A 22,953-nucleotide genomic window follows, 5' to 3' on the forward strand; every position below is an offset into this window, starting at 1 on the left:
CGCCTCCCATGGCGATCGTAGAAGGTCCGCGTGCGGAATCGAGTCGAAATATCCCGACAAATCAGCGTCGACCGTCTGCTTTTGCAACCGAGCCAGCCTTTCGGCCACCGCGGCCTCGCCAACCGCGGAGGGCGTCTCGTCAGCCCTGGCGAACGCTGGCCCGGCAGGCGCCGCCGGCACAGAACGAGCAGGGTCACGCAACTCGGACGGTGAGGGGGGATTCAGATCAACCACTGACGAATCCGGCGCATGATGATGGCGCGCCGTTGAGTGATCCGGCTGCAGCACCGAGGCACCCAGCATCGACCCACTGCCTCCGGCGTACGGCGCCGCGGCGTGTTCTTGTCCGCTCCTGAGTTGCGCCTCCCATGGCGATGTATCCACATGATGGGTGGGGGCCTGCATCAGCACGCGAGCGCCTGAATTGCCGATCTCGCTCAGCTGCTTAGCTTTCCCAGGGAGATACTCTGGCCGACCCAATGCCTTCTGCGGCCCGCTGTGCTGCGCAGCGGCGTCCCCAATGGCACGAGCCTCCATGCCGACTGCGTCTTCCGGACGAGCAGCAAGGGCAATTTCGCGCCCGAGTGCGGCGTACGGCGGGAACTTCCGGAGATGAGCTAGTGCACTGATCCACCGGTTGCCACTGGAGTCCAAATAACGCCTGGCATCTTCATCCAGCGACCCCTCGTAAAGCCGAGCCGCAATCCCCGGCCTGTTGTTTTCATGCAGGTATTGACTGAAACGTCTAAGAGTAGCCGCATAGTCCTGAGTGGTTTTGGGATTCGGCCCGGTCGCAGGCTCTGCCTCGTACTTTTTGATGAGAGCCGCTTTGTAATCTCTGATGAGCTCGGCGTCGACAGGGTCGGGATTCAGGGCAGCGCGGCCCACCATTGGCGCTCCGCCCGCCGACTCTTTGAGACGACCCAGTGCTCTAGCCACGTTCGAGGAGCCACTCTCGCGCTGGTACTCCTTGAGATCCTGATCCAGCAACGGATCGTCAAGCCGAGCAGCAAATCCCGGCTTGTTATTATCAAAGAGCCAACGACCAAAGCCGAGAAGAGAATTTACATGGTCCGTGACCGTGCGCTCCCCGACCTTACCGGCATAGAGTGCTGACCGCAGCCCTTCGACAACGGTCGCATCGTTGGAATAAAGAGGACGCTTGTCGCGACCGGAGACCACTACTGGAGGATCTGGCTGCACCGCCGCCGGCATAGAACGAGCATGGTCACGCAACTCGAACGGTGCGGGGGGATTCAGATCAACCACTGACGAATCCGGCGCATGATGATGGCGTGTTTCCCCGGGAATAACGTCCCGTACGAACACCGAGTCTGGGTTGCCTTGGTCCGGCGCGACTGGAGCCAGGGCTCTGTCGTGCAACGCTCGCGCTGACTGGCCGAGCCGCTTGATCCGCTGGTGAAACGTCCCAACGGGGCTTTCCTTAACCGCGTCTCGCGCCTGTCGGTCCATGAGTTCAAAGTTCGTGAGATAATTTGCCGTTCCAGATGTATCGTCACCCATGAGTCGGGTTTGTAGTGCCTGCCGATTGACGACGAGGTTGTTGAGGTTCAGGTCTGGCAGGTCTGGCAGGTCTGGCTGCCATCTTTGCAATCGCCCAACCAGCGCCCGCGTGCCGTCCACCACGTAGACTCCGCAATCCCACTCGTTGCTCTGCTGGGCGATGCGGGGTAAGTCCACGCGGGTCTCCAGGCTGGCGCCCAGCCTTTCTGCGAGGTGTTTTGCAAGCTTGTCATGCCATCCGCTGACGGAGTCATAATGATAGGCAACCGGCCGTTCCCGGTCGCTGCGATCAACGAACAGCAGCGACCAATGTTTGCCGCGCTCCGCAAGAGTCTTACCGCCATCGCTCACTGGCACGAACAGGAAGTCGGCTGTGTCGTTACCGTTCTGATTATGGACGATGCGCTGGAATGCGCTTAGCTTGTCGCTCTCGGAGCCCAAGCGCAGATGATAATTGGCTACGAGGGGATCCACGAACCGCGTCCGGGCGGCGAGATCTGGATTGTTCCCCTGCAACTCCTGCTCCAGGAGCTGGTAATCCCTGTGGATATGTTCGTCGCCTAGCAATTGCAATGCGCCGAGCACCCGCCCGCTGGGGTCGCCGAAAACACCAAAAAACCCTTCGACCGCGGGGGACATCCCCTCAGGAAAGAGCTCTGGCGAGGCGGAATTCCCCGCCCGCAAGCTGGGCGGAGCGAATTCCGGTGGCCTCAGTGGCACCTCCTCGCTTGGTAGCAGGTTGCTCCTGTCCTGTGCAGCGATCCGCTCGTCCGGCGCGCGCTGGTCGCCGTCGCGCCAGATCAGGGGACGAAAGGACTCTGCGGGATCCGAGGCTTGGTGATGGTGCCCAGTTGGTACGAAAGACGATGGCAGAACAGCGGCGTCTTCATTAGCTTCCCCAGGGAGCTTCTCTGGCCGACCCAATGCCTTCTGCGGCCCGCTGTGCTGCGCAGCGGCGTCCCCAATGGCACGAGCCTCCATGCCGACTGCGTCTTCCGGACGAGCAGCAAGGGCAATTTCGCGCCCGAGTGCGGCGGACGGCAGGAACTTCCGGAGTTGAGCTAGTGCAATGATCCTCCGGTCACCACTGGAGTCCTTATAGCGCTTGGCATCTTCATCCAGCGACTCCTCGTGAAGCCGAGCCGCAATCCCCGGCTTTTTGTTTTTATGCAGGTATTCACTGAAACGTCTAAGAGTAGCTCCATAGTCGTGAATGGTTTGGCGATTCGGCCCGGTCGCAGGCGCTCCCTTGTACTCTTTGATGAGAGCCGCTTTGTAATCTCTGATGAGCGCGGCGTCGGCAGGGTCGGGATTCAGGACAGCGCGGCCCACCATTGGCACTCCGCCCGCCGACTCTCTGAGACGACGCAGTGCCACAGCCACAGTCGAGGAGCCACCACTGCTCTCGTACTCCTTGAGATCTTCATCCAGCGACTTCTCGTGAAGCCGAGCAGCAAATCCCGGCTTGTTATTTTTAAAGAGCCAACGACCAAAGCCGTAAAGAGAATTTACATGGCGCTTGACCGTTTCCTCCTTGGCCTTACCCGCGTAGAGTGACCTCAGCCCTTCGACAACGGTCGCATCGTTGGAATAAAGAGGACGCTTGCAGCCGCGACCGTCGGAGACCACTACTGGAGGATCTGGCTGCACCGCCGCCGGCACGGGGGAACGAGCATGGTCACGCAACTCGAACGGTGCGGAAGGATTCAGATCACCCACTGACGAATCCGGCGCATGATGATGGCGCGCCGTTGAGTGACCCGGCTGCAGCACCGAGGCACCTAGCATCGACCCACTGCCTCCGGCGTACGGCGCCGCGGCGTGTTCTTGTCCGCTCCCTTGCATCATGGGCTGCGCTTCCCATGGGGCCGCGCCTTCGATGAGGCTCAGGTCTCCCTGAGACGGATGAGGATGGAACGGGTCTGGCAGAGCCGGAACGGCGGGGGCGGGAATTTGGGCAGCGGCTTGGCGCGCCTCGCCCGAGCGCTGCTCAAAGCCCTCTTGCCCGGCCTGTGCCGCTTGCTCTTGAGATGCCGGGGGCTGCACCTGCCGCCAACCTGTTACATTGGATAGGTCAAATTTGTGCCGGTTCACGCTAGCCTCACGTCCACAGATCAGCTGAGCAACCTACTCGGGCATACTTACGAGAAGCTGACGAGGTCCGCGGTCCCGGAGCGGGTAGGCCTAATTTTCTGCGCGCCGATTGCGCTGGCGCGACGTAGCCCAGCCTTTTGCCAGCTCGGCAGCTACGGCTCGCAAAGAGCGTCGTAAGGCTTGCGGAGCCGCCCCTCAGCTCCCGTCGAGGAGCAATCCACAATTCACATATTTGGAGATGGCTCGCTGGTTTACCGGTCTGCGAGCCCTGCAAGCCCATGCTTCAGATGCCGCCCGTGCAGAGGTATTTCATTTCGAGGTAGTCCTCGAGGCAATGGCGGGAACCCTCCCGCCCGATGCCGGACTGCTTCACTCGGCCGAAAGGCGCGGCTTCCGACGACATGCGTCCCGTGTTCATACCACTATGCCATATTCCAAGGCCTCGGCGACACGCCAAACACGCTTCCGTTTGAGGCACAAATGTGGGGGAAGGCCGTAGATCGTGTCGTTGGCCTCATGCACGACCTATCCGCATCGTCGAAGCAATCACAGGCGCCAGCCGCCCGAATGTCTCTTTCTTGCGCGATGGTCATCTCGCTGGAGACAGGACCGATAGTTCGACGTGCCATTCGCGCGATGCGTTTGCCCCCGCATCGAATTCTGCGGCCTTTCGCGACGGCATGGGATTCGATTTTGGCCAGAGCCTGCCTGTCGATCAGCGCACCGATCGCCACTCCGGAGCAAAGCCCTCGCCAACGATAAGTGGCGGACTTTCTCCACGAACTCTCGACAAACACCTTCGTGAACGCCTGACTGGACGGGGGTAGCCATGCCGAACAGGTCGCATAACCACGCCATCGTTCGGCGACTGCAGCCGCGAAGCGTCTCGAACACATCGGCTCGATGCGGTTGCGTCCAGAATGCATCAGCGAGCGGCGGGAGTCTTCGCTATATTCGCCCCCGACATCCCGAAGTCCACCAGCTTGCCTGCCAAAAAGGGGTGTTGCATGAATAAACCCGCTTTCGTCGCCGTCAGCCGCGTGCCCAGGAAGGACGACAGTCTCCATAGCAAGAATGCGAGATGATCATCGTATTCAGCGGCAGCGTGCCGGCGAAATTGGGTTTTCGGCAAGCCAAATAGCGCGATGCAGAAGGATGGTGAGGATTTCGCGTCCGCCACTGCGATGCATAGAGCCACCCTTCGCAACCGACCAGCGCAACAAAGCTCGTTATGCGGCGCGTAGGTTCGTAGACGCTTATCCAGTATCGAGATAACAAGGCCGCTGCGCAGGAACGAACTCTGAGAGCGCACCCTGCGAGAGGTTGCGCTTGCTGACGCGGCTGTGGAAGAAGCAGGGGCTCGCGCCGAAGCGCATGATCACCGACTAGCTTCGCTCGTATGGAGCGGCAAAGCGACAGATGATGCCGGACGTCGAGCACCGGTCGCACAAGGGGTTGAACAACAGAGCGGAGAATTCCCATGTGCCGCCGCGAAAACGGGAGCGGATGATGCAGGGGTCCGATCGCCGGGAGGCCTGCAACGCTTCGTCTCGACCTTGTCAGCCCTCCGCAACCTCTTCGTCCCCCGCCCCAAACGTTCTGCTCTCGCCATACATGTTCATCGCTTGCAAGCCATCGCCGAATGGAAGGCCGTGACTGGAACGCCCGCAACGATGGATTGCTAACGGCGAACTCATGCTGGTCGGCAAGGCGATACTGGCTGGAGCATCAACTCGGCCGACGAGAGTGGCCACACCATCCTAGACAGGATCGGCCGATATGCCCGGCATCGCCGCTCTGCAAAAAGCACAGCGGGCATCCAGACGTTGCCGGGTTGACTATGGGTGTCCGAACCGCGAAAAGAGGCCGCTCTTTATGAGTGGCGTGCGCTGGCAGTCTAACCCCAAGCCCCCCGCCCGGGCTGCCGGCGCGCTTCTAGGAACATCGAGGTAGATGACGAGACTCCGAACTACATTTCCAAAGCTATCGGTGGATTCACATTTCAAGCCCAATCGATTTCCTACAGCCAGGCGCGAACGTTCGATTGGAACGTTCAGAATTCACATCAAGGTGCACCGCTGTTGCGTCCCGAACAGGTGCGGCTGCTCAATGACGAGTACGAAATCGTTCTCATCAAGGTCTGCCACCATTAAAATTGAGGAAGGTGCGATATTTTTCGGATCGCATTCTGAAACGCATCTTTGAAAGCCAGACAGGCGCCCTCCCGGAGCCGACGCCCTTGACGAAAGCAGACGGGGGGCTCTCCACAGAATCAACTCGATGAGCCGCTGCGTGGATTGGCGCAGGACTTTGACGATACAGTTTGATGTGAGGCTAGTATGAACCCGCGAAATAGTAATCCATCCCGTGTAACAGCTTTGTCGCAGGTGCAGGACGCCGGCTTGGAAGACGGGCAAGCGGTCCAGGCCCGGCGAGTGGGCTTTGAGCAACACGTGTCCGAGGCGCTCCGGCCGCTGTTCGATGGTCGAGCTGACGAGCCGCCTACCGGTCCAGAGGAGCTTCTGCGACTGGAACAGGGGTTTCGCGAGGTGCTTCAGCGAGGGCAGGATCATCAAGCCGCCTCGTCTTTTTTCAGCGATCCAAGGATGCCCGCTGGACGGGATGACCCCAAGGGAAGCGTGTCGGACGCTTTCGCAGCAGCCGGCTCTAGGCACGCCGGAGTTGAGGCCGCCGCCTCGCCAGTGTTAGCTGCCAGCCAACAGCAGATCCGGCCCTCGCCAGTTGCGTTTGACCGACCGGTATCATCCTCGGCTGCTGCAGGCGTGCGCTTGTATGCCCCTTCGATGATCTCTCGGAAGACCAGTTCCGAAAACTGCGATCAGTTGCCCGCCTTGTGCTGCCGCCTCGCCGTCGAGGTCGAAACGCCCGCGAATCAATGGAAGGTCAGCGGGCCATGGGGGCAGAGTGCAACGGTGTCTACACCGCCTATTTGAGGGGAGAGGTACACTTGGCTTTCCTGTTCCAGCAGCATCCGGCCGCACACCGACGCGATGGGGAGCTAGAATTCAAATCGGACCTTCGCAAGGCACGCACCGCGGATCAAACGCCGTTCGTTTGGGAAAAATGGCTCAGTACCGACAAAGCTTCTGTAATGGCCCTAGTGGCCTCGGTTGCGCTCTTGGTCGCGATACAGTGGCAAGACCCCCAGATCAACGAGGCGGTCCTAAGCGAACTGCGGACGATTCAGATCAACTACGCATTGCTCCAGCGAGACGTCGCCCGCGCCGACATGGTATTGGACTTCCGTTCCGTTGCTTCTACCGGGCAAGCATTAAAAAGGAACCTTCAAAACTACCAACGCCTTGTTGAGATTTCGCCCAATGAGAGCTCCGGGGTGCACTCCAGGTTGCTTGCACAGCTCAAAAAGTCCCTCGAAAACACAGAAGCTGCCATCTCGGCCTCGGCCGCGCAAAATGAGCTTCTGCAAAGCTCTCTCGTACGCTTTGCTCGCTCGGCTAATCGCCTTCGGGGGGGAGTGTCGAACAGGCCTGAATTTTCCAATCTGATCCTTCAATTTTCGGCCAGACCGGGATTCAGCCTCGCATTACAAATCGATCAGTCTCTCGGCCGACTTCCTCCTAGCCAGGACCAAGTCACGGAGGATGTGGCCCGCGAGGGCCGCGCTATCCTGTCCTCAATGTTGAGGTTGGACCGCGCTGTCAATCGGATCCCATCCTTCGACACGTTCGCCAAGGCTGCCGAATTGGAGCGAGAACATCTGAAAGCCTACAGCTTCGCCAGCGCGCAAGCGCAGCGTACACGACTTTTCTTTGGCTTGGTGTCCATATGCCTCTGCTTGTTTGCGACCATTCGAGCCTCCACGCTGCATGTGCGGACGAACCGGTTGGAAAGGCGGTTAGAGCTTGAAGCGGCAATGAGTGAGATCGAAGCTTGCTTCATCGACAGTCAAGCAACGAAGGCTTCGCGGCGCTTCTCCACCGAAGCAGCGCTTAGACTCATTCAATGCGTTTTCGATGCGGATCAATGCGCGCTTGCTCTGGTGGATCCGAGTATCAGCAGGAATACCGAGTACTTTGTCGCGAACAAGCGCATGCGCGTCTGGAACGCCACGCTAATCCATGAAGTCGTCTCACTTGTACACCCGGAACAGCCAGTGTTTCGCGTCGTTCCGGCGTCGGAAGTGGTTCGGACTGCCGTAGGCACTACCGGTGTTTGTCAAATTGTTGGGTGCAGGGCCTCCGATCAGCAGGCTGCGGTTTGTATCCTTGTTTTTGAAGGAGATCGCTCACCACCCTCCACAGACGACCTCCTGGTTCTGGCGAGCGCTACTGTGCGTTTAGGCAACCATCTTGAAATGCAACGTGTACACACGGAACGTAACCTTTTTGAGAGTCGATGGGAGCATGCGGAAAGGCTGACGGCTGTCGGCACAATCGCAAGCGGCGTTACACATGAATTCAATAATGTTCTAGGAGCAATAGTCGGCTACGCAGAGATGGCTAAAGGTCTTGTGCGCCGCCCCTCGAGAATTCGGGGCCACATCGGCCAAATTATCTTGGCCAGCAACCGAGCCAAGCTGATTATTGATCAAATTTTGTCACTAAGCCGAAATCGGAAGCGCGTGACGATGCCTTTCGACGTCTCGGAGAGTGTAATGGATCTCGCGCCATTGCTGCGGGTTACACTTCGTGCGGATGTTCAGTTGAACTTCAAGATCAACGAGTGGCAAACGGTGATCGAGGGCAGCCCGACCGAGATACAGCAGATCCTTATGAATCTATGCAAGAACGCGTCGGAGGCTCTCTTGAATGAGGGCCGTGTCGAGATTAGCGTTTCTCGCGCTCACGTCTGTCAAACGAAGCCCGTGGCTAAGGGCACCTTGAAACCGGGAGATTACGTTCTCCTCTCCATCAGCGACGATGGCCAAGGAATCGCAAGTTCGGTGCTTCCGCACATCTTTGAGCCCTTTTTTACCACGCGCTCTCGCGTCGGCGGGACCGGACTGGGTCTTGCTGCAGTGGACCGCCATGTGAGCGCGCTCGCAGGATGCCTTGACGTCACCTCGGCTGTTGGCCGAGGTACACGCTTCGATCTCTACTTACCGGCCTGCGCTGAGGAGCAGGTCAGAGCTGATAGCGCTTCCGGTCCATACGATGGATCACTTGGCAATGGAGAAATCATTGCAGTCGTGGAGCCCGATCCAGCAGCGTTGGAGATCTACAACGATAAGATCGCCGCGCTTGGTTATAAGCCTGTCGGCTTCGCGACCTTCGAAAGTCTTTGCGACTGGATCGAGAGCGGGAAGGCAGCCGACCTCCTAATTTTCGATCAAGCGACTTTCCTCGGGCCAGGACAGCCCGAAGCCGTACGTACCACCCTGATGACGGTGCCCATCATCGTCGTTGGTGGAAGCGACCCCATGCCGATCACATCTGGTAATCAGACCTTCGTCCTTTGGCTAGCCAAACCGGTCTCGTCCAGGACGATGGAGCATGCAATTCGTAGGATGATAATGGCATGATGCCGCCGACGCGCTCAGGCTACCGAGCTACCGAGGCAATCGGAGGCGGAGCCGGCTGGGAACCAGCAAATACAAGAGCGTCGGACGATCTCTGGGCACCCGGCTCATGGCGAGTTCCCCTCGAACACTGTCGTCGGCTTCCGCCCAAGGAAGGGCTCCCCGACCACGGCAAACCTGCCGCCGTGCCGCCAGCTACACCACGCCGCGGGACACGATCCACTATTCCGTCCTTGGCCAGCATCGCCAAACGCTCATCTGAACCGCGAAGACGGATCGGATCAGATCCGTGGGCGACACAGATTGCCGGCACGTCAGCCTCGAAATCGCACATTAATCGCTCGATGATTGCGGCTCGCACGCGGTCGTCGTCTGTGAGGCGATGGCCCTTCGATGTCGCCAGTCGGCCAGCTGCGATGTGCCGGATGTAGAAATCCCGTGTAACTTCGTTTTGAACGTACCCCTGGCCGATGCGGCCGATAGCCGACGCGCCGAAACCGATCAGGGTTCTGCAGGTATCGGCAGAGCCCAACGAGTTACGTCGCAGGCGACCTGTTTCCTGTGCCAGCGCGAGCTCGTCGTGCGGCAAGGCGAAATGGTCGAGCCCGATCTCTCGGTAGCCGGCGGCAACCAGCGTCACGGCGGCAGCCGCATGCTGTTCAGCGCGGGCAGCGATGTGGGGAAGAAATTTCGCCTCGATGAGGCGCTGGTTCTTTATTTGGGATGGGATATGCGAGTAGCCGAACAAGGCAAGCCGGTCGGGGCGCATGGCGACCGCTGCCCTCGCCGTCTCGACCCACTACTCCACCGTTTGACGCGGCAGGCGTCCCATGGTGATAACAAACCACCTTGCCGCTGAGCTCGCCTGTGTCTTTGCGTTATGCCAGTCCGTTCCGCTTAGATGTCTTGGCTGTTCCCGCCGAGACCTCACGCGCACCGTTTTATTCCCACCATCCCTCCCCGTCAGCTCCGCCTGGGAAATTCTGCCAGCTTGCCGGATCCGACGAGATAATGCAGCACTGGGACGGACTTTGCTCGCCAGCTAGCGACCGTGGTGATCTCTGCCAAAAGGACGAGGCCATGAACGCGATCGGCGCTAACGGTGGCGGTTTGTATAAGCCTTGGGGTGGGAACTGGGCCTTCTATGCTGGCGCCACATACAAGCTCAACGAGACAACTTCGTTCTACCTTCGGCTCTCCCGGTGACCAGCTCTCAGTAGCGTCGCGGCAAACGTTGCCCATGGGCTTCTTTTCGATTTCACAGCTACGGCGACTCCAAACTCAGCAGTCGGCAAGATGGAAGCTTCCAACGGGAACTGCCCAATGCGAACAAGAAGAGCAGTGTCGGCAGTAATCCTGCGCCTCGAACGCTCATCCTAACGCCGTGAAGCGTTGAGCTCCGAGGTTGAGCAGACCAAGCCCGCAACACGCTCCAAGAGAACGGCGCATAGAAGCCATACGAGATTGCAGCCTAGCCTCGGGGCCGGGACGTTGTGTCATATCAGACCGGTGGGGATGAAGCCTGCCATCCAGCACCCAGTCAGTTTCAGGTCAAACTTGAACTCCCAGTCGGGTCAGAACGCGATCAACTGGCAGTCCGACGCACTTAAAAATGACAAATGGACCGGGCGCGAGAGAACAAGCTCACACAGCATAAGCGAAGCTCCAGGCGAATCTTGCGCTGGCCGAGGCAGAACCATGTTTAAAGCTGCCTGTTTTCCACCTCGAACCTGTCTGAGTCCGGCCGATCGTCATAGATCGGCCAAAGCATCGGCCAGATGGCTCCCCCAATTACGGTTTGTGCATAGTTGTCAGTGCGATAGGCCTGCCGAACATCGGCCATGATCATCATCGGCAGCATCGATTTGTGTCCAAGCTTGGCAGCGGTGGCAGTGCCGAGGCCCGCAAGTCCGCATGCCGACGATCGGCCAGAAGATCGGCCAAACAATCTGGTCAACTGAAAATTTATGTTTATAATCACGCATTTGGCGGAACCCAAGATCGGCCGATATGGAAGAGAGCGTACAGCGCATCGAACCGGCACGCCTACCCGATGTATCCGAAACTATCTCGGATGCGCTGGTAGAGCTGTCGGCGACGTCGGCTGTTTTGGGCAAAAGCCTGCACTCGCGTACCGCAGCCAACCTAGCCGATCTCGTGCGCATCATGAACACCTACTACAGCAACCTGATCGAAGGCCACGATACGCGCCCGCGCGACATCGAACGGGCGCTGGTCGGAAACTTCGATCGAGACGAGAACCGCCGCAATCTGCAGCTCGAGGCGGCCGCGCACGTTCGCCTGCAAGCCGAGATCGACCGCCTGGCTGCCGATGGGCAGTTGCCGGAACCAGCATCGGTAGGTTTTCTTCGATGGCTGCACGCGGAATTCTATCGCGATGCCGAAGCGCCCATGCTGACCATCAAGGGTGCCGGCCGTGAGTTCGTCATGGCGCCAGGTGAGTGGCGATCGAAGCCAGAGCATGACGTCGCCATCGGCCGGCATGAACCGCCTTCGAGCGATCGCGTCAACGATTTCATGCAATACTTTGCCATGCGTTATCGCTTCGATAAGCTGGGCAAGGCCGGACGCATCCTGACCATTCCTGCCGCGCATCACCGCTTCAACTACATTCACCCGTTTCCGGACGGCAACGGACGCGTCAGCCGATTGATGAGCCACGCCATGGCCCATCAGGCCGGGATCGCCGCGCACGGGCTGTGGTCGATCTCACGAGGCTTGGCACGTGGCGTGAAAAGCCGAATGGATTACAAGAGCATGATGGATCATGCCGATATGCCCCGCCAGGGTGATCTCGACGGACGTGGCAACCTCTCCGAACGCGCGCTCGGCGATTTTACCTTATGGTTCCTGCAGGCGTGTATCGATCAGGTGAGCTTCATGACCGGACTGTTCGATCTCGACACGTTGGCCAAGCGGCTGTATCGCCATGTGGAGCGCAGTGGTCTGAAGCCCGAAGCCGGCCGCCTCGTGGAGGAAGCGCTCACGCGCGGTGAGTTTGACCGCGGCGAGGCATCCCGTATTAGCGGACTACCCGAACGTACGGCGCGTCGACTGTTCAATGACGTAATCGCGCTCGGACTATTGGCGTCGGAAACGCCAAAGGGCCCAGTGTCCCTACGCTTTCCGGCGGACGCTCTGGACGCGCTGTTTCCGAAGCTTTTTCCGGAAACCTAAAAGCATAGGGCGCTCACGATCTTAAGCCACTTCTCCTCGGAACCGGAAAGATTGTCGCCGGATCGCCCGAAGCCGCAGACCACCTCGTCGACAGCATGAGGATGTCGTGTTTGCGCAGCACCGCCTGAACCTTTGGAAAATAATCCTCCTGTGGCACCAGCATGCCGCCGGCGCCCATGATCGGCTCGGCGAGCGGATCAGGGCGTCGAGTTCCTGGGCCAGGCGCGTTGTCCGCCGGCCGGCAGACCATCCAGATAGTGAAATGGCCGCGCCGCGAATATGACGGGAAGCGGCGGCAGGTTGAAGGACTTGTGCATGTGCGGCAGGCCACTCAGCGCCGCGCCCGTGAGCGCCAGCGAGTGGTCGTCGGCGGGCTCGATGGCGCTATCAGGTCGGGGACTCGACCTCTATGATCATCACCGATTTAATTCAAATTTGTCTGTATATATTGACGATTGCACTACCTTCACCTCGTAAACGGCAATGCGGGCGGATAGAGAGGGTCCTATGATATGACAAGCGATTTTTCCGCCGCCCGAGGGCATTTAGATCGAGCGTATGACTACCTTTGTGGGGATGACCCGATGAGTCAAAGGGGCCGCGAAGCCTTGGATCTGCTAATTGAGGCGGTTGCCGTCGAAGAGTTCAAGCAGCCACGCCAAAGCGCGGAGGTGCTAAGGTTTCCGATCGGGCGCCGCTGCTGAGGTCATCTCCACGGCTGCCATGTAGCCTCAGGTGGCAGGGACTCGCCGCCCCGTGAGGGCCGGGAGAACGCATTGGCAAAAGGAAAGCCCACTTGCCAGACCCGCGCCGGCCGGCGTGGTAAGAAGGCCGGCGGATTCCCAAGCGGAGACATTGACGCCGGACTATGACGTTCTTTGCATCGGCAATGCAGCGCCGGCAACACCGCCGCCGGCGTAGGCAGCTTCGGCGGGCGCGCCGCCTTCTTCGGCAGGTGTGGAACGACCTCTCGGCGAGATCTACGCCCACGACATCCACGCCCAGGGCGTCGCCTTCGACACCGAACCGCTAGTGGGACAACCACCGACGGCATGCTCGATGATCTTCGTCACGCCCGATGGCGAGCGCTTATCTCGGCGCCTGCTTCGAACTCGGCCCCGACGATGTCGAACGGGACAAGGCTTCGGGCACCAAGGTCACTTATTTCGAGGGCTATCTGGGGGACCCGCCGCGCGCCAAGCAAGCGATCCGGCAGACCGCGCGGCTGGCGCATGCCGCTGGGCGCGAAGTGTCGATGACGCTGTCGTATTCGTTTTGAGTCGACCCCTACCGCGACGAGTTCGTCGAGCTGATCCGCTCAGGCACGGCAGCAGCAGGTCGTCTGGATCGCCGGGACTATCCGGGTGAGTACGTCGGGGTAGTGTGCTGAGAGTTCTGCAAATTCGCTGAGAGGGGGCGGTCATGGCAGGCTGGTGATTGTTCACGTCACCTGATTCCCGCGAAGGAACGCCACCATGACCAAGACTGAAGTTAAGACCGCCAGCGCTGCCGTCAAAGCAAGGGCATCGGGTTGGACGTGTCCGACGATCATGCCGGCCTGGTGGCAGCGATCGGCGAGGTGATCCCCGAAGCCGCCTGGCAACGCTGCTACGTGCACTTCCTCAGGAACGCGCTCGATCATCTGCCGAGGAAGCACGGCGACGACTGCCTGCAGGAATTGCGCTGGCTCTACGACCGGCGCGATCTCGCAGAGGCCAGGGCTGATCTTGCCGCATGGCTTGCCAAATGGTCGGCCCGCTATCCGGTCTGACAGGCTGGGCCGAGGATGCCATCGAACAAACCCTGACCTTCTTCAGGCTGCCGAGACAGCACCACAAGCATCTCAAATCCACCAACACGCTGGAGCGGCTCAACGAGGAAATCCGCCGGCGCACCTATGTCGTGCGCATCTTCCCCAATACCGAAAGCTGCCTGCGCCTGGTCAGGGCCTTGGCCGTCGAGACCAATGAAAACTGGATGGAGGCCAACCGATACATCAACATGGACGACCTGCGCGAGCACAAGAAGCTCGCTCTGCGCCAAGCCGCATGACCAGCATCATGGCCGCCCCATTTTGCAGAACTTGACGCACACAACCCGCTTTGCTCTCTCTACAAAGGCATCGGAGTTGCCGAGCCGCCACCGCCTTACATGCCACTGAAAGCGCCAGCCCGATGCTGACTCGCGCCATGTGAATTGAGAAGGGAGATCGAGCCGGCTGCGAGTGAGCCCAGGCTGAGATCTAAGCTCATCCACGTGCATGATCAGCTTACGACGGGTAGTCACGGCGTGGATGTGCCCGCGGTTAGGGGGCGTATCCAAGTAAACCCGCTGGGTAGATTGCAGTTCGGAATCCGAGGCACGCTCGCTGCCCGTAGCGATTTGAGGACAGCATTGTACACGATCCAACGCAATGACCGGCCGTCCGGTCTCTCGTGCAATTTAAATTGAAACGTCTGTCTTGCCGCTGCAGGTCGGCCCGTAAATCAAATGGATTAGCATGTGTTTACCGCTTAGAAGCCCTTGTTTTTCGAACTAACTGCCGACAAGAAACTGGATAGGCTGTTCTCGTCGTTCGGTCCAGTTCACCTCGCCTATGTCGACATTTTACGGCGCTTCACTAACCGGGCACCGCACGATGGCAACTCGTTCTCTCCGGCAAAAGATACTCCCTGTGTTAGCTTCCGTGTTGTGTGCTTGCCCTCACCTGCGGGATACGTAAGGCCATCCCTAAAAGCATCGAATGCGGCAGCGACAGCGCGAACCCCAAAGCGATGCTCCCGCCGTACGCGGACAAAACCGTTTTCGAAGTCCACTATTCCGTCCTTGGCCAGCATCGCCAAACGCTCATCTGAACCGCGAAGACGGATCGGATCAGATCCGTGGGCGACACAGATTGCCGGCACGTCAGCCTCGAAATCGCACATTAATCGCTCGATGATTGCGGCTCGCAGGCGGTCGTCGTCTGTGAGGCGATGGCCCTTCGATGTCGCCAGTCGGCCAGCTGCGATGTGCCGGATGTAGAAATCCCGTGTAACTTCGTTTTGAACGTACCCCTGGCCGATGCGGCCGATAGCCGACGCGCCGAAACCGATCAGGGTTCTGCAGGTATCGGCAGAGTAGCCCAACGAGTTACGTCGCAAGCGACCTGTTTCCTGTGCCAGCGCGAGCTCGTCGTGCGGCAAGGCGAAATGGTCGAGCCCGATCTCTCGGTAGCCGGCGGCAACCAGCGTCACGGCGACAGCCGCATGCTGTTCAGCGCGGGCAGCGCTGTGGGGAAGAAATTCCGCCTCGATGAGGCGCTGGTTCTTTATTTGGGATGGGATATGCGAGTAGCCGAACAAGGCAAGCCGGTCGGGGCGCATGGCGACCGCTGCCCTCGCCGTCTCGACGCACGACTCCACCGTTTGACGCGGCAGGCCGTAGATGAGGTCGAAGTTGATCCGGTTTACTCCATGCCGGCGCAGCATTTCCACGGCAGCCGACGTCTGGGCCTCGCTCTGGATTCGGTTGATCGCTTTTTGAACAATGGGATCGAAGCTCTGTACGCCCAGGCTCGCGCGGTTCACGCCGGCCGCTCCCAAGCCTTCCGCCATCTCGGGCGTGAGCGTGCGTGGATCGATCTCGATGGCGACCGTAGCTGTTTTCGAGATGGCGAAGCGGCATCGCAGGAACTCCATCAGAGCGAGGAACTCGGCTGGTCCGATGAGAGACGGCGTTCCGCCGCCGAAATGTATGTCGCTCACGGGCAGCGTCTTCGGCACTCGCTCGCAAACCAGACGGATCTCGTCACGCAGCGCCGCCAGATAGTTGAGGATGGGCGCATCATGGCGGGTGATGGTGGTTGGGAAGCCGCAATACCAGCAGGCTGATCGGCAGAACGGAACGTGCAGATAGAGTGACACCGGATCCTCAGCCGGCAGGTTCCTGAGCCATGCCTCATAAGCCTCGGCGCCGACCGCCCCGGAGAACTCCGACACAGCCGGATAGATAGTGTACCAAGGCAGCCGGGCCTCTCGAAATTTCGTGGTCTGCAAAGGCACAATCCCATACTGATAACAACCAACCCTACCCACCGCGCCCCCCTGGGTCCTTGCGCTATGTCAGTCCGTTCCGTTTGGGCTCGAATCTAGATCTTTTTAGCAATGGGCGCCGTTCAGTCTTAGGCTGGACAGCGATGGTCTGAGCACCTGGTCACCGACTGATGATGGTGATCCGTCAGAACCCTCACGCGCCCCTTTTGTTCGACTATCCCATCCCTTCCCTTCACCTGCGCCTCGGAGATTCTACTGAGCGCAGCTGCCGCAATGGGCGAGACATACGGGCTTGGGACCAGATTTTGCTCGCCAGATAGTGCCGGCCCCCTTAGTGAACTCTGCCATGTCGATGAGCTCGTTGTTTGAATTGCTGGCAAGATGCATTAGCTGTGGCGCGCCGCTTTCAGGACGAGAACCTGCTCGGCGCGACAGTCCTGTCCGCCGCAATGCCAAGGCAGGCGCCCTACTGGCTTTGATGCAAGGCTGCAGCGCGTAGTTGTCGACCATCAGCTCGCCAAAATGACGGCGTCGTGCCGAGCGGTCCCGCCGCATGATGCCTCAACGTCGGGCTCACCACAAACAATGCTCTCCCCATGAACGAAACTGTCGCGAAGCGAACAGTCGAACCGTAGCCGAAACGTTTTCCGTTCGTGCTTGGGTGGATCCGCAAGGCAAAAACAAGGAAGTGCGAACCAAGGTCCGCCCGCACAATTGAGCTTCAAGCCGCAGCTGGTCGTCAGGCTGGCACGTCATTTGCGGTCGAATGCAGGACCGTTTGTGACGCCTACCTCTACCAGCTGAGTTGACTGTGATGATTGTACAAAACTTTGCACACCTCCATTTCGGCGATAATTACGTTATCGGCAGCTAAAACCAAATATTTTACAACAATGACCAGAGTACATTCTGGTCCTTCCTTCAGGGCTTAGCTGACGGCCCAGCACAACTGCGCGCGTTTCAAAGTTGTTCTCAGAATCACTCGTGTCCATCACTTTATTATTAAAGCGGAGATCGACAATGACCATTAGGAGCCTCCTCCTCGGCTCAACTGCGGCACTGATTGCCGTTTCCAACGCTCGCGCCGTCACCACCGCCGCCGAGCCTGACCCGACTGAGTACGTCAAGATCTGCAACGTCTACGGCTCGGGCTACGTCTACATTTCAGGCACCGAGACCTGCCTGCGAATCGGCGGCTCTGTCCGTTACAACGTCGGATTGTTTGATCACGCAAGAACCTCGGATGTGAGGACTGGTGAGCATCAGGGCACATGGCAAAACAACACGCGCTTCACATTGAAAACTTGGACCGGCCAGGAGACCGAACTCGGCACGTTGAAGACCTACACCGAAACCCGCATGAACTTCGGCAACCGCCACACTTCGGTTTCGGACAGTTCTCGGTCCTATGCCTTCAACGGAGACAGCACCTTGACTTTCGCCTGGATTCAGCTTGGTGGCCTCCGAGTTGGTAAGGACTGGTCGGCCTTCGACATGTTTATTGGCGGCGCGGGTGACGTACTCAACCAGACGCCGGTTCCGTACGGCTCTTTCGATACCAATGTGGTTCAGTACTACTTCGACGCCGGGAACGGCTTTTCGGCCGTGGTTTCGCTCGAAGAAGGCTCGGGCGTGGTCGGCACAATCGACAGCTACGCACCGCACGTAGTCGGCGGCTTGAAATACACACATGGCTGGGGCGCGATCACCGGCGTTGCCGCTTATGATAGCAACTACGAATCGGTGGCCGCCAAGGTCCGTGTCGACATCAATGTCACCAACGAACTGTTGCTGTTCGGAATGCTCGGCTACGGTTCCAACGGCAAGCTCAACGACGACTCCACGAACGCCATCGACGCTCATGGTCGCGGCTTCTATAAGAGTTGGGGCGGGAACTGGGCTTTCTGGGCTGGCGCCACTTACAAACTCAACGAGACAACTTCGTTCAACCTTCAGCTCTCCGGTAATCAGCTCAAGAACCATGGTGTCGCTGCAAACGTCGCGTATGCGTTTCTTCCAGATTTCACAGTTACGGCGGAACTCGACTATGGCCGATACGGTAACTTCGCCGTCGGCAAGGTGGACGGCGCTTCCAACATGAATTGGACCAACGCCAACAAGAAGAGCAGTGTCGGCGGAATGCTGCGTTTCGAACGCTCATTCTAACGGATGAAAGGGCGCTGAGGCAGGCATCGCATGTACTTGTCGTCGGCGGATCGGACTCCAGTGGGGGTGCCGGAATCGCGCGCGATATCGAGACGCTCTCCTCCATGGGCGTGCGCAGCTGCCTTGCCGTCACTGCGGTGACGGTGCAAACACACGACAGCGTCACGGACATCCTTCATCTGCAACCCGGTCTGGTGGCCGATCAGATGCGTGCAGCGATCTCGCGGGCGTCGCGGCGTAGTGAGCGCGGGCGCGGCCGTGATGATCGTGGCGGGAGGGAGAGGTAAGGAGCGTCTTTCCTTTGAGAATTCGCGTTTACGGGTACCCACGATGCACAACGGGCGAGTTTTTCAAAGAGGCGCGTCCTCCTTCGAAGCGCTTCGGAGGGCCAGGCTCTAGGCTCGCCCCGAGCCCCTGCGTAGCCTGCGGGGGAGCTGGGTCTCGGCCCATCCGGGTAACGATCCTTCGCGCGGCTATGGAAACGATCGCATTTGCCGATTGTCGCATAAAAAACTTGTTATCGCCCGACTAAAAAAACTTGCAACTCCACAGCATCATTGACTTGTCGCCTATCAGCACTATATACTTGGAGTCGCACAGCTCTAAAAACTTGCAAAGGCACGGCCATGGCCAAGCCCCATGAAAAACTCGCTGTATCACTGGCCGTCCTCAAAGAGCTGCAGGAGGGTGGGCGGCGCATATTCAAATCAGATGAGCTGACCCGCGTCCACCGGGAGCGGCTGCTGCAGAACGGGTTCCTGCGCGATGTTATCAAAGGCTGGCTCATGTCGACCGGCCCGCAGGCACGGCAGCAAGACACCACCCCTTGGTACGCGAGCTTCTGGGAGTTCTGCTCCCTTTACTGCAATGACCGGTTCGGCAAGGACTGGTTCCTCTCACCGGAGCAGTCGCTGCTTCTGCACGCGGAAGCGCCCACTATTCCGCCTCAGGTGGTGGTGAACACCCCCAAAGGCACGAATAACAAAATCGACCTGCTGTTCGGCACTTCGCTCTATGACCTCAAGGTCAAGGAGATGCCGGCCGAACTGACAGAGAAAAACGGCCAGCGCGTGTTCACTGTCGAGGCCGCCCTTACCCGGGTGCCGGAAGCGTTCTTCCAGCGCGCCCCTATCGAGATGCAGATCGCCATGGCGTCGGTGCGCGACGTATCAACCGTTCTGGCCCTGCTGCTTGATGGCGGCCATTCCGCCGTGGCGGGACGGCTTGCGGGGGCCTTCCGTCGCGTAGGACGCGACTCCTTTGCCGATGAAATCGTGCCCGCCTTCAAAGCCGCCGGCTATGACGTGCGCGAATCCGATCCGTTCGCGGGACAAATTGGAGTGACAACCATTGCGGCGGGCGTACCGCCGTTGGTCGCCCGCCTGCGCGCGATCTGGCAATCGCAGCGCGAAGCCATCATCGAGATATTCCCGAAGGCACCCGGACTGCCGTCCGACAAAGACGCCTATATGAAGTTCGTCGAGGATATCTACGAAAGCGACGCCTACCATTCGCTGTCGATAGAAGGGTACAGCGTCACCCCGGAACTCATCGACCGGGTGCGCGAGGGGAGCTGGAATCCGGAGATTGATGAAGAGGACCGCAAGAACCGGGATGCGCTTGCCGCGCGTGGCTACTACCTCGCATTCCAGAAGGTCAAAGACTCTGTTGCCGCGATCATCAACGGCAAGCCAGCCGGCGCGTTGACGCGGGACACTCACCGGGAGTGGTACCGGGAGCTGTTCGCGCCGTCAGTGACCGCCGGCATCCTCAAAGCCAGCGCGCTTGCGGGATATCGCAATCACCCTGTGTACCTGCGCGGCTCGCAGCACGTGCCGCCGCGTACCGAAGCGGTGGCCGATGGTATGAATGAGCTGTTCGACCTGCTGGAGTCGGAGAAGGAGGCCTCCGTGCGTGCCGTGCTGGGGCATTGGCTTGTGGGCTATGTGCACCCCTATCCGGACGGCAACGGACGAATGGCGCGGTTCCTCATGAACGCGATGCTGGCTTCAGGCGGTTACCCCTGGACAGTCGTCAGAGTCGATGACCGGAAGGCCTACCTCGCAGGGCTGGAGGAGGCGAGCGGCAATATGAATGTGAAAACGTTCGCCGCCTTTCTCGCCGAACGGGTGAAGTGGTCTATGGAGAAGGCGGCGTGAGGTCGGTGCTGTGCCATGTTTAACTTGCTTGTCTCGGGCCACGGCGAGTGGTGGGAAACACCGCCGTTCACGTCAACTATTGACCGGTTCAAGGAATATAGCGGCGCCGAGGCCGAGGCTATCGACCTCGCGCGCCCTGAAACATTGCGCCGGCTGGAGGAAATCCCGGCGCTGTTGATGTACGAAGTCGGGGCGGGAGGCCCGCACGCGCGCGTGGTCCGGCACAGCCGCATACGCAATATCGTTCGGCGCGGACACGAACTGGCCTTCACCTTCGAGCCCGATCCGAAACATGCCTTTCTCGACCGGTCAGCGGTGTTGAGAATTGCGGACCGGCTGGGCATTCAACAGTTCGAACAGCACCGTACGCACTGGGCGATCAAGGATGGTGACATTCCGGCCGAGCTGATTGCCACCAGCACCGCTGAACGGGCGCAGCGCACCGTTGCCGTGGTTGCGGCAGAATATGCAGAAGCGCGCCGCGAGGGACGAAGGAGAGAAGCTGCCGAACTGGCCGAAGAACTGGAGGATTTTCCTCCCTCGCTGGAGAAAGCACTGTCGCTCGTGCCGGCGCGTATCCTTCAGCAGCCGACACCCAAATTATACCCGATCCTTGGGATAGAGCCCCGCACGCCCGAAGGCCGCAACGCCGTCGTGGCCGTCGTCGCAAGGGATCACAATGGGCAGGACTTGCCTGCCGACTGGTCTTATTCGCTGGCGTGGTTCCTGGACCTTTACGGCAGCGCGACGGAAGCGGGGCGCCTTGACGGCGCGCTGGCCGAATGCGCAACGCATGTGATCGCGCTCGGCACTGGCGAGGGAGAAGCCGCCGCCCCGGTTGAAGATATCGGCTACGCACTCTGGCGCTGTTCGCGAAGCCCGAAACTTATCGGCGATCTGGCCGGGAATCGCTGAGATAGCGCAGGAGGTTTTTTCGCTTACCAAAATCAACTGGAACTCGACCCAGATCAACCAGAAGCTTCCCATTCCCATTCTAGCAGCCAGAAGAGTGGGTGAGCTCTTTAGATATCTATCCGAGGAATCGACAACTCAGACTATCGCAAGTATACATAGTTTTTTTGTTATAGAGTCTGCTCGGCTGCAGGCAAAGAGCCCGGATAAACTTCAGCACGAAAGCAGAATTGAATGAAGGTGGGCTACATGGAGTTCTCATTTGGGTATGCCTTCACCGAAAACCTTATCCGGTCATCGTCAGCCGCACCTGTAGGCGCGCCGGTCTTTCCAAACCTCATACAGGAGGGGCATTCTGGCTTTGACATCCGCATCAATTTCCCAGGGGTTCCGCTGTTTTTCCAGTACAAGCTTCCGGAGCTGATGAAGCGAGGAACTGCCTTTGAGATTGCGAGCGGACATTGTCCCGGTTTGTCGATACCATTTTTTCGGATTGCCATGATGCGCAGGGATGTGTCGCGTCAGCATGAACTGCTTCTTCGGCTTGAGGCGCGCTATCCGTCAAACGTCTTCTATGCGGCTCCTTGTATTGCAAACATCAGCGATTTCGACCGCTCTTATAATGGAGCAACCGTAGCACGGCAGTCCATTTTCGTCTCACCAGGGGATATTGGGCCCTTGCCAGACGACAAAGCGCACAGCCTTGCCTATAAACCTGGACTGGCAACTGGATATTTTTGCTCGAAACCCAAGCCCACCAAAGTTCAAACATTTGATGATCTCGCTGCGCTCTTTAAGGAGCAGTTCGCCGAGAAGCGTTTTGCGGAAGTCGGCGAGGCGGCGCGTGAGATGCGCGAAAACGTACTTGAGCTTGCTTCGCCGTCAATGCGGCAAGCCGAACAGCTCATTGCTGAACGGGTCGGCGCGAGACGCATTCAGATTCTAGACGGCGCAGCCAGACCGCCCGAGGGAGAGCGCGCAGTCACTGACATTCTCGTAGGGCGGGAAATTGCGCGTGTCGATCTTGGCGTCGACCTGCTGGTGGCCCAACCACGCTAACGACATCATACCTCGGTGATTAGCCTAGCTTTTGTCTAGGCCACAGTTATGAGACTACGAACTACTTGGCCAGGAAGAAGATCGGATTGAAAGCGAACCTTCCTTGTCATCTTTGCATCACGGTCAGTCTGCACGAGATTGACCGGTGCAAGCCGGGAGCAAGACCGGGCTGCGCAAACGTTGCAACAGATCCTTCAAGGAAATTCATAGACTCTTACCAACTCCGGTTCGCTGTGAATGGTAGGCTTATTGCAACGTTTGAGTCAGTGGGGTCCGAACCGTGGCTTATTTTCCGACCCGCCGAACT

11 protein-coding genes and 7 pseudogenes are annotated in these 22,953 nt (G+C 59.1%); 12 read left to right on the forward strand and 6 right to left on the reverse strand.

Annotation, left to right across the window (positions count from 1 at the left end; all coding sequences use genetic code 11):
• Positions 1–3,618 (reverse strand): Ulp1 family isopeptidase (locus tag NKI58_RS30050; RefSeq protein WP_352854154.1); only part of this gene is annotated, 3,618 nt, incomplete at its 3' end.
• A 283-nt stretch (positions 3,619–3,901) separates the two neighbouring features.
• Positions 3,902–4,437: pseudogene (locus tag NKI58_RS35650) on the reverse strand (aldehyde dehydrogenase family protein); the annotation flags it as partial.
• 507 nt (positions 4,438–4,944) lie between these two features.
• Between NKI58_RS35650 and NKI58_RS30060 the strand changes: the two are divergent.
• From NKI58_RS30060 to NKI58_RS30070, 3 genes and pseudogenes are all read left to right on the forward strand, one after another.
• Positions 4,945–5,303: pseudogene (locus NKI58_RS30060) on the forward strand (DDE-type integrase/transposase/recombinase); the annotation flags it as partial.
• Between the two features lie 267 nt (positions 5,304–5,570).
• Positions 5,571–5,945: pseudogene (locus NKI58_RS30065) on the forward strand (type IV secretory system conjugative DNA transfer family protein); the annotation flags it as partial.
• Between the two features lie 641 nt (positions 5,946–6,586).
• Positions 6,587–9,121, forward strand: coding sequence for a two-component system VirA-like sensor kinase (locus NKI58_RS30070; protein ID WP_031212674.1), 2,535 nt, complete (start codon positions 6,587–6,589; stop codon positions 9,119–9,121).
• Between the two features lie 214 nt (positions 9,122–9,335).
• Here NKI58_RS30070 and NKI58_RS30075 read toward each other — a convergent pair.
• Together NKI58_RS30075 and NKI58_RS30080 are read right to left on the reverse strand one after the other, a co-directional pair.
• A pseudogene (locus NKI58_RS30075) lies at positions 9,336–9,941 on the reverse strand (oxygen-independent coproporphyrinogen III oxidase); the annotation flags it as partial.
• 879 nt (positions 9,942–10,820) lie between these two features.
• Positions 10,821–10,979 carry a hypothetical protein gene (locus tag NKI58_RS30080; RefSeq protein ID WP_023679701.1) on the reverse strand — a complete coding sequence of 53 codons (159 nt, stop codon included), beginning with the start codon at positions 10,977–10,979 and terminating at the stop codon, positions 10,821–10,823.
• A 149-nt stretch (positions 10,980–11,128) separates the two neighbouring features.
• On the opposite strand from NKI58_RS30080, the gene NKI58_RS30085 reads away from it, so the two are divergent.
• The 4 genes and pseudogenes from NKI58_RS30085 to NKI58_RS30100 all read left to right on the forward strand — a co-directional run.
• Positions 11,129–12,316, forward strand: coding sequence for a Fic family protein (locus NKI58_RS30085; RefSeq protein ID WP_023679700.1), 1,188 nt, complete (start codon positions 11,129–11,131; stop codon positions 12,314–12,316).
• A 512-nt stretch (positions 12,317–12,828) separates the two neighbouring features.
• A complete protein-coding gene (locus NKI58_RS30090) occupies positions 12,829–13,020 on the forward strand; it encodes a hypothetical protein (RefSeq protein WP_023679698.1) in 192 nt (63 codons plus the stop codon).
• Positions 13,021–13,209: 189 nt separating this feature from the next.
• Positions 13,210–13,592 (forward strand): annotated as a pseudogene (locus NKI58_RS30095) (PfkB family carbohydrate kinase); the annotation flags it as partial.
• Positions 13,593–13,826: 234 nt separating this feature from the next.
• A pseudogene (locus tag NKI58_RS30100) lies at positions 13,827–14,368 on the forward strand (transposase); the annotation flags it as partial.
• 6 nt (positions 14,369–14,374) lie between these two features.
• Here NKI58_RS30100 and NKI58_RS30105 read toward each other — a convergent pair.
• Both NKI58_RS30105 and hemN read right to left on the reverse strand, forming a co-directional pair.
• Entirely contained in the window at positions 14,375–14,758 is a 384-nt protein-coding gene (locus tag NKI58_RS30105) for an isopentenyl transferase family protein (protein WP_084641664.1), read from the reverse strand.
• A 152-nt stretch (positions 14,759–14,910) separates the two neighbouring features.
• Positions 14,911–16,353 carry an oxygen-independent coproporphyrinogen III oxidase gene (gene hemN / locus NKI58_RS30110; RefSeq protein WP_352644016.1) on the reverse strand — a complete coding sequence of 481 codons (1,443 nt, stop codon included), beginning with the start codon at positions 16,351–16,353 and terminating at the stop codon, positions 14,911–14,913.
• 1,017 nt (positions 16,354–17,370) lie between these two features.
• Here hemN and NKI58_RS30115 point away from each other — a divergent pair.
• The 5 genes and pseudogenes from NKI58_RS30115 (at position 17,371) to NKI58_RS30135 (ending at position 22,646) form a co-directional block, all read left to right on the forward strand.
• The gene (locus NKI58_RS30115; protein WP_023679692.1) at positions 17,371–18,516 is read left to right on the forward strand and encodes a porin; all 1,146 of its coding nucleotides are present in this window, start codon (positions 17,371–17,373) and stop codon (positions 18,514–18,516) included.
• Positions 18,517–18,530: 14 nt separating this feature from the next.
• A pseudogene (locus NKI58_RS30120) lies at positions 18,531–18,740 on the forward strand (bifunctional hydroxymethylpyrimidine kinase/phosphomethylpyrimidine kinase); the annotation flags it as partial.
• Between the two features lie 402 nt (positions 18,741–19,142).
• Positions 19,143–20,675 (forward strand): Fic family protein, encoded by a 1,533-nt coding sequence (locus NKI58_RS30125; protein WP_352854155.1) that lies wholly within the window; start codon positions 19,143–19,145, stop codon positions 20,673–20,675.
• Between the two features lie 15 nt (positions 20,676–20,690).
• Entirely contained in the window at positions 20,691–21,590 is a 900-nt protein-coding gene (locus NKI58_RS30130; protein WP_352854158.1) for a hypothetical protein, read from the forward strand.
• Positions 21,591–21,821: 231 nt separating this feature from the next.
• Positions 21,822–22,646 (forward strand): hypothetical protein, encoded by an 825-nt coding sequence (locus NKI58_RS30135; RefSeq protein ID WP_352572134.1) that lies wholly within the window; start codon positions 21,822–21,824, stop codon positions 22,644–22,646.
• Positions 22,647–22,953: the final 307 nt, after the last annotated feature.

This window comes from Mesorhizobium sp. M0522, assembly GCF_040321085.1.
Classification (GTDB): Bacteria; Pseudomonadota; Alphaproteobacteria; order Rhizobiales; family Rhizobiaceae; genus Mesorhizobium.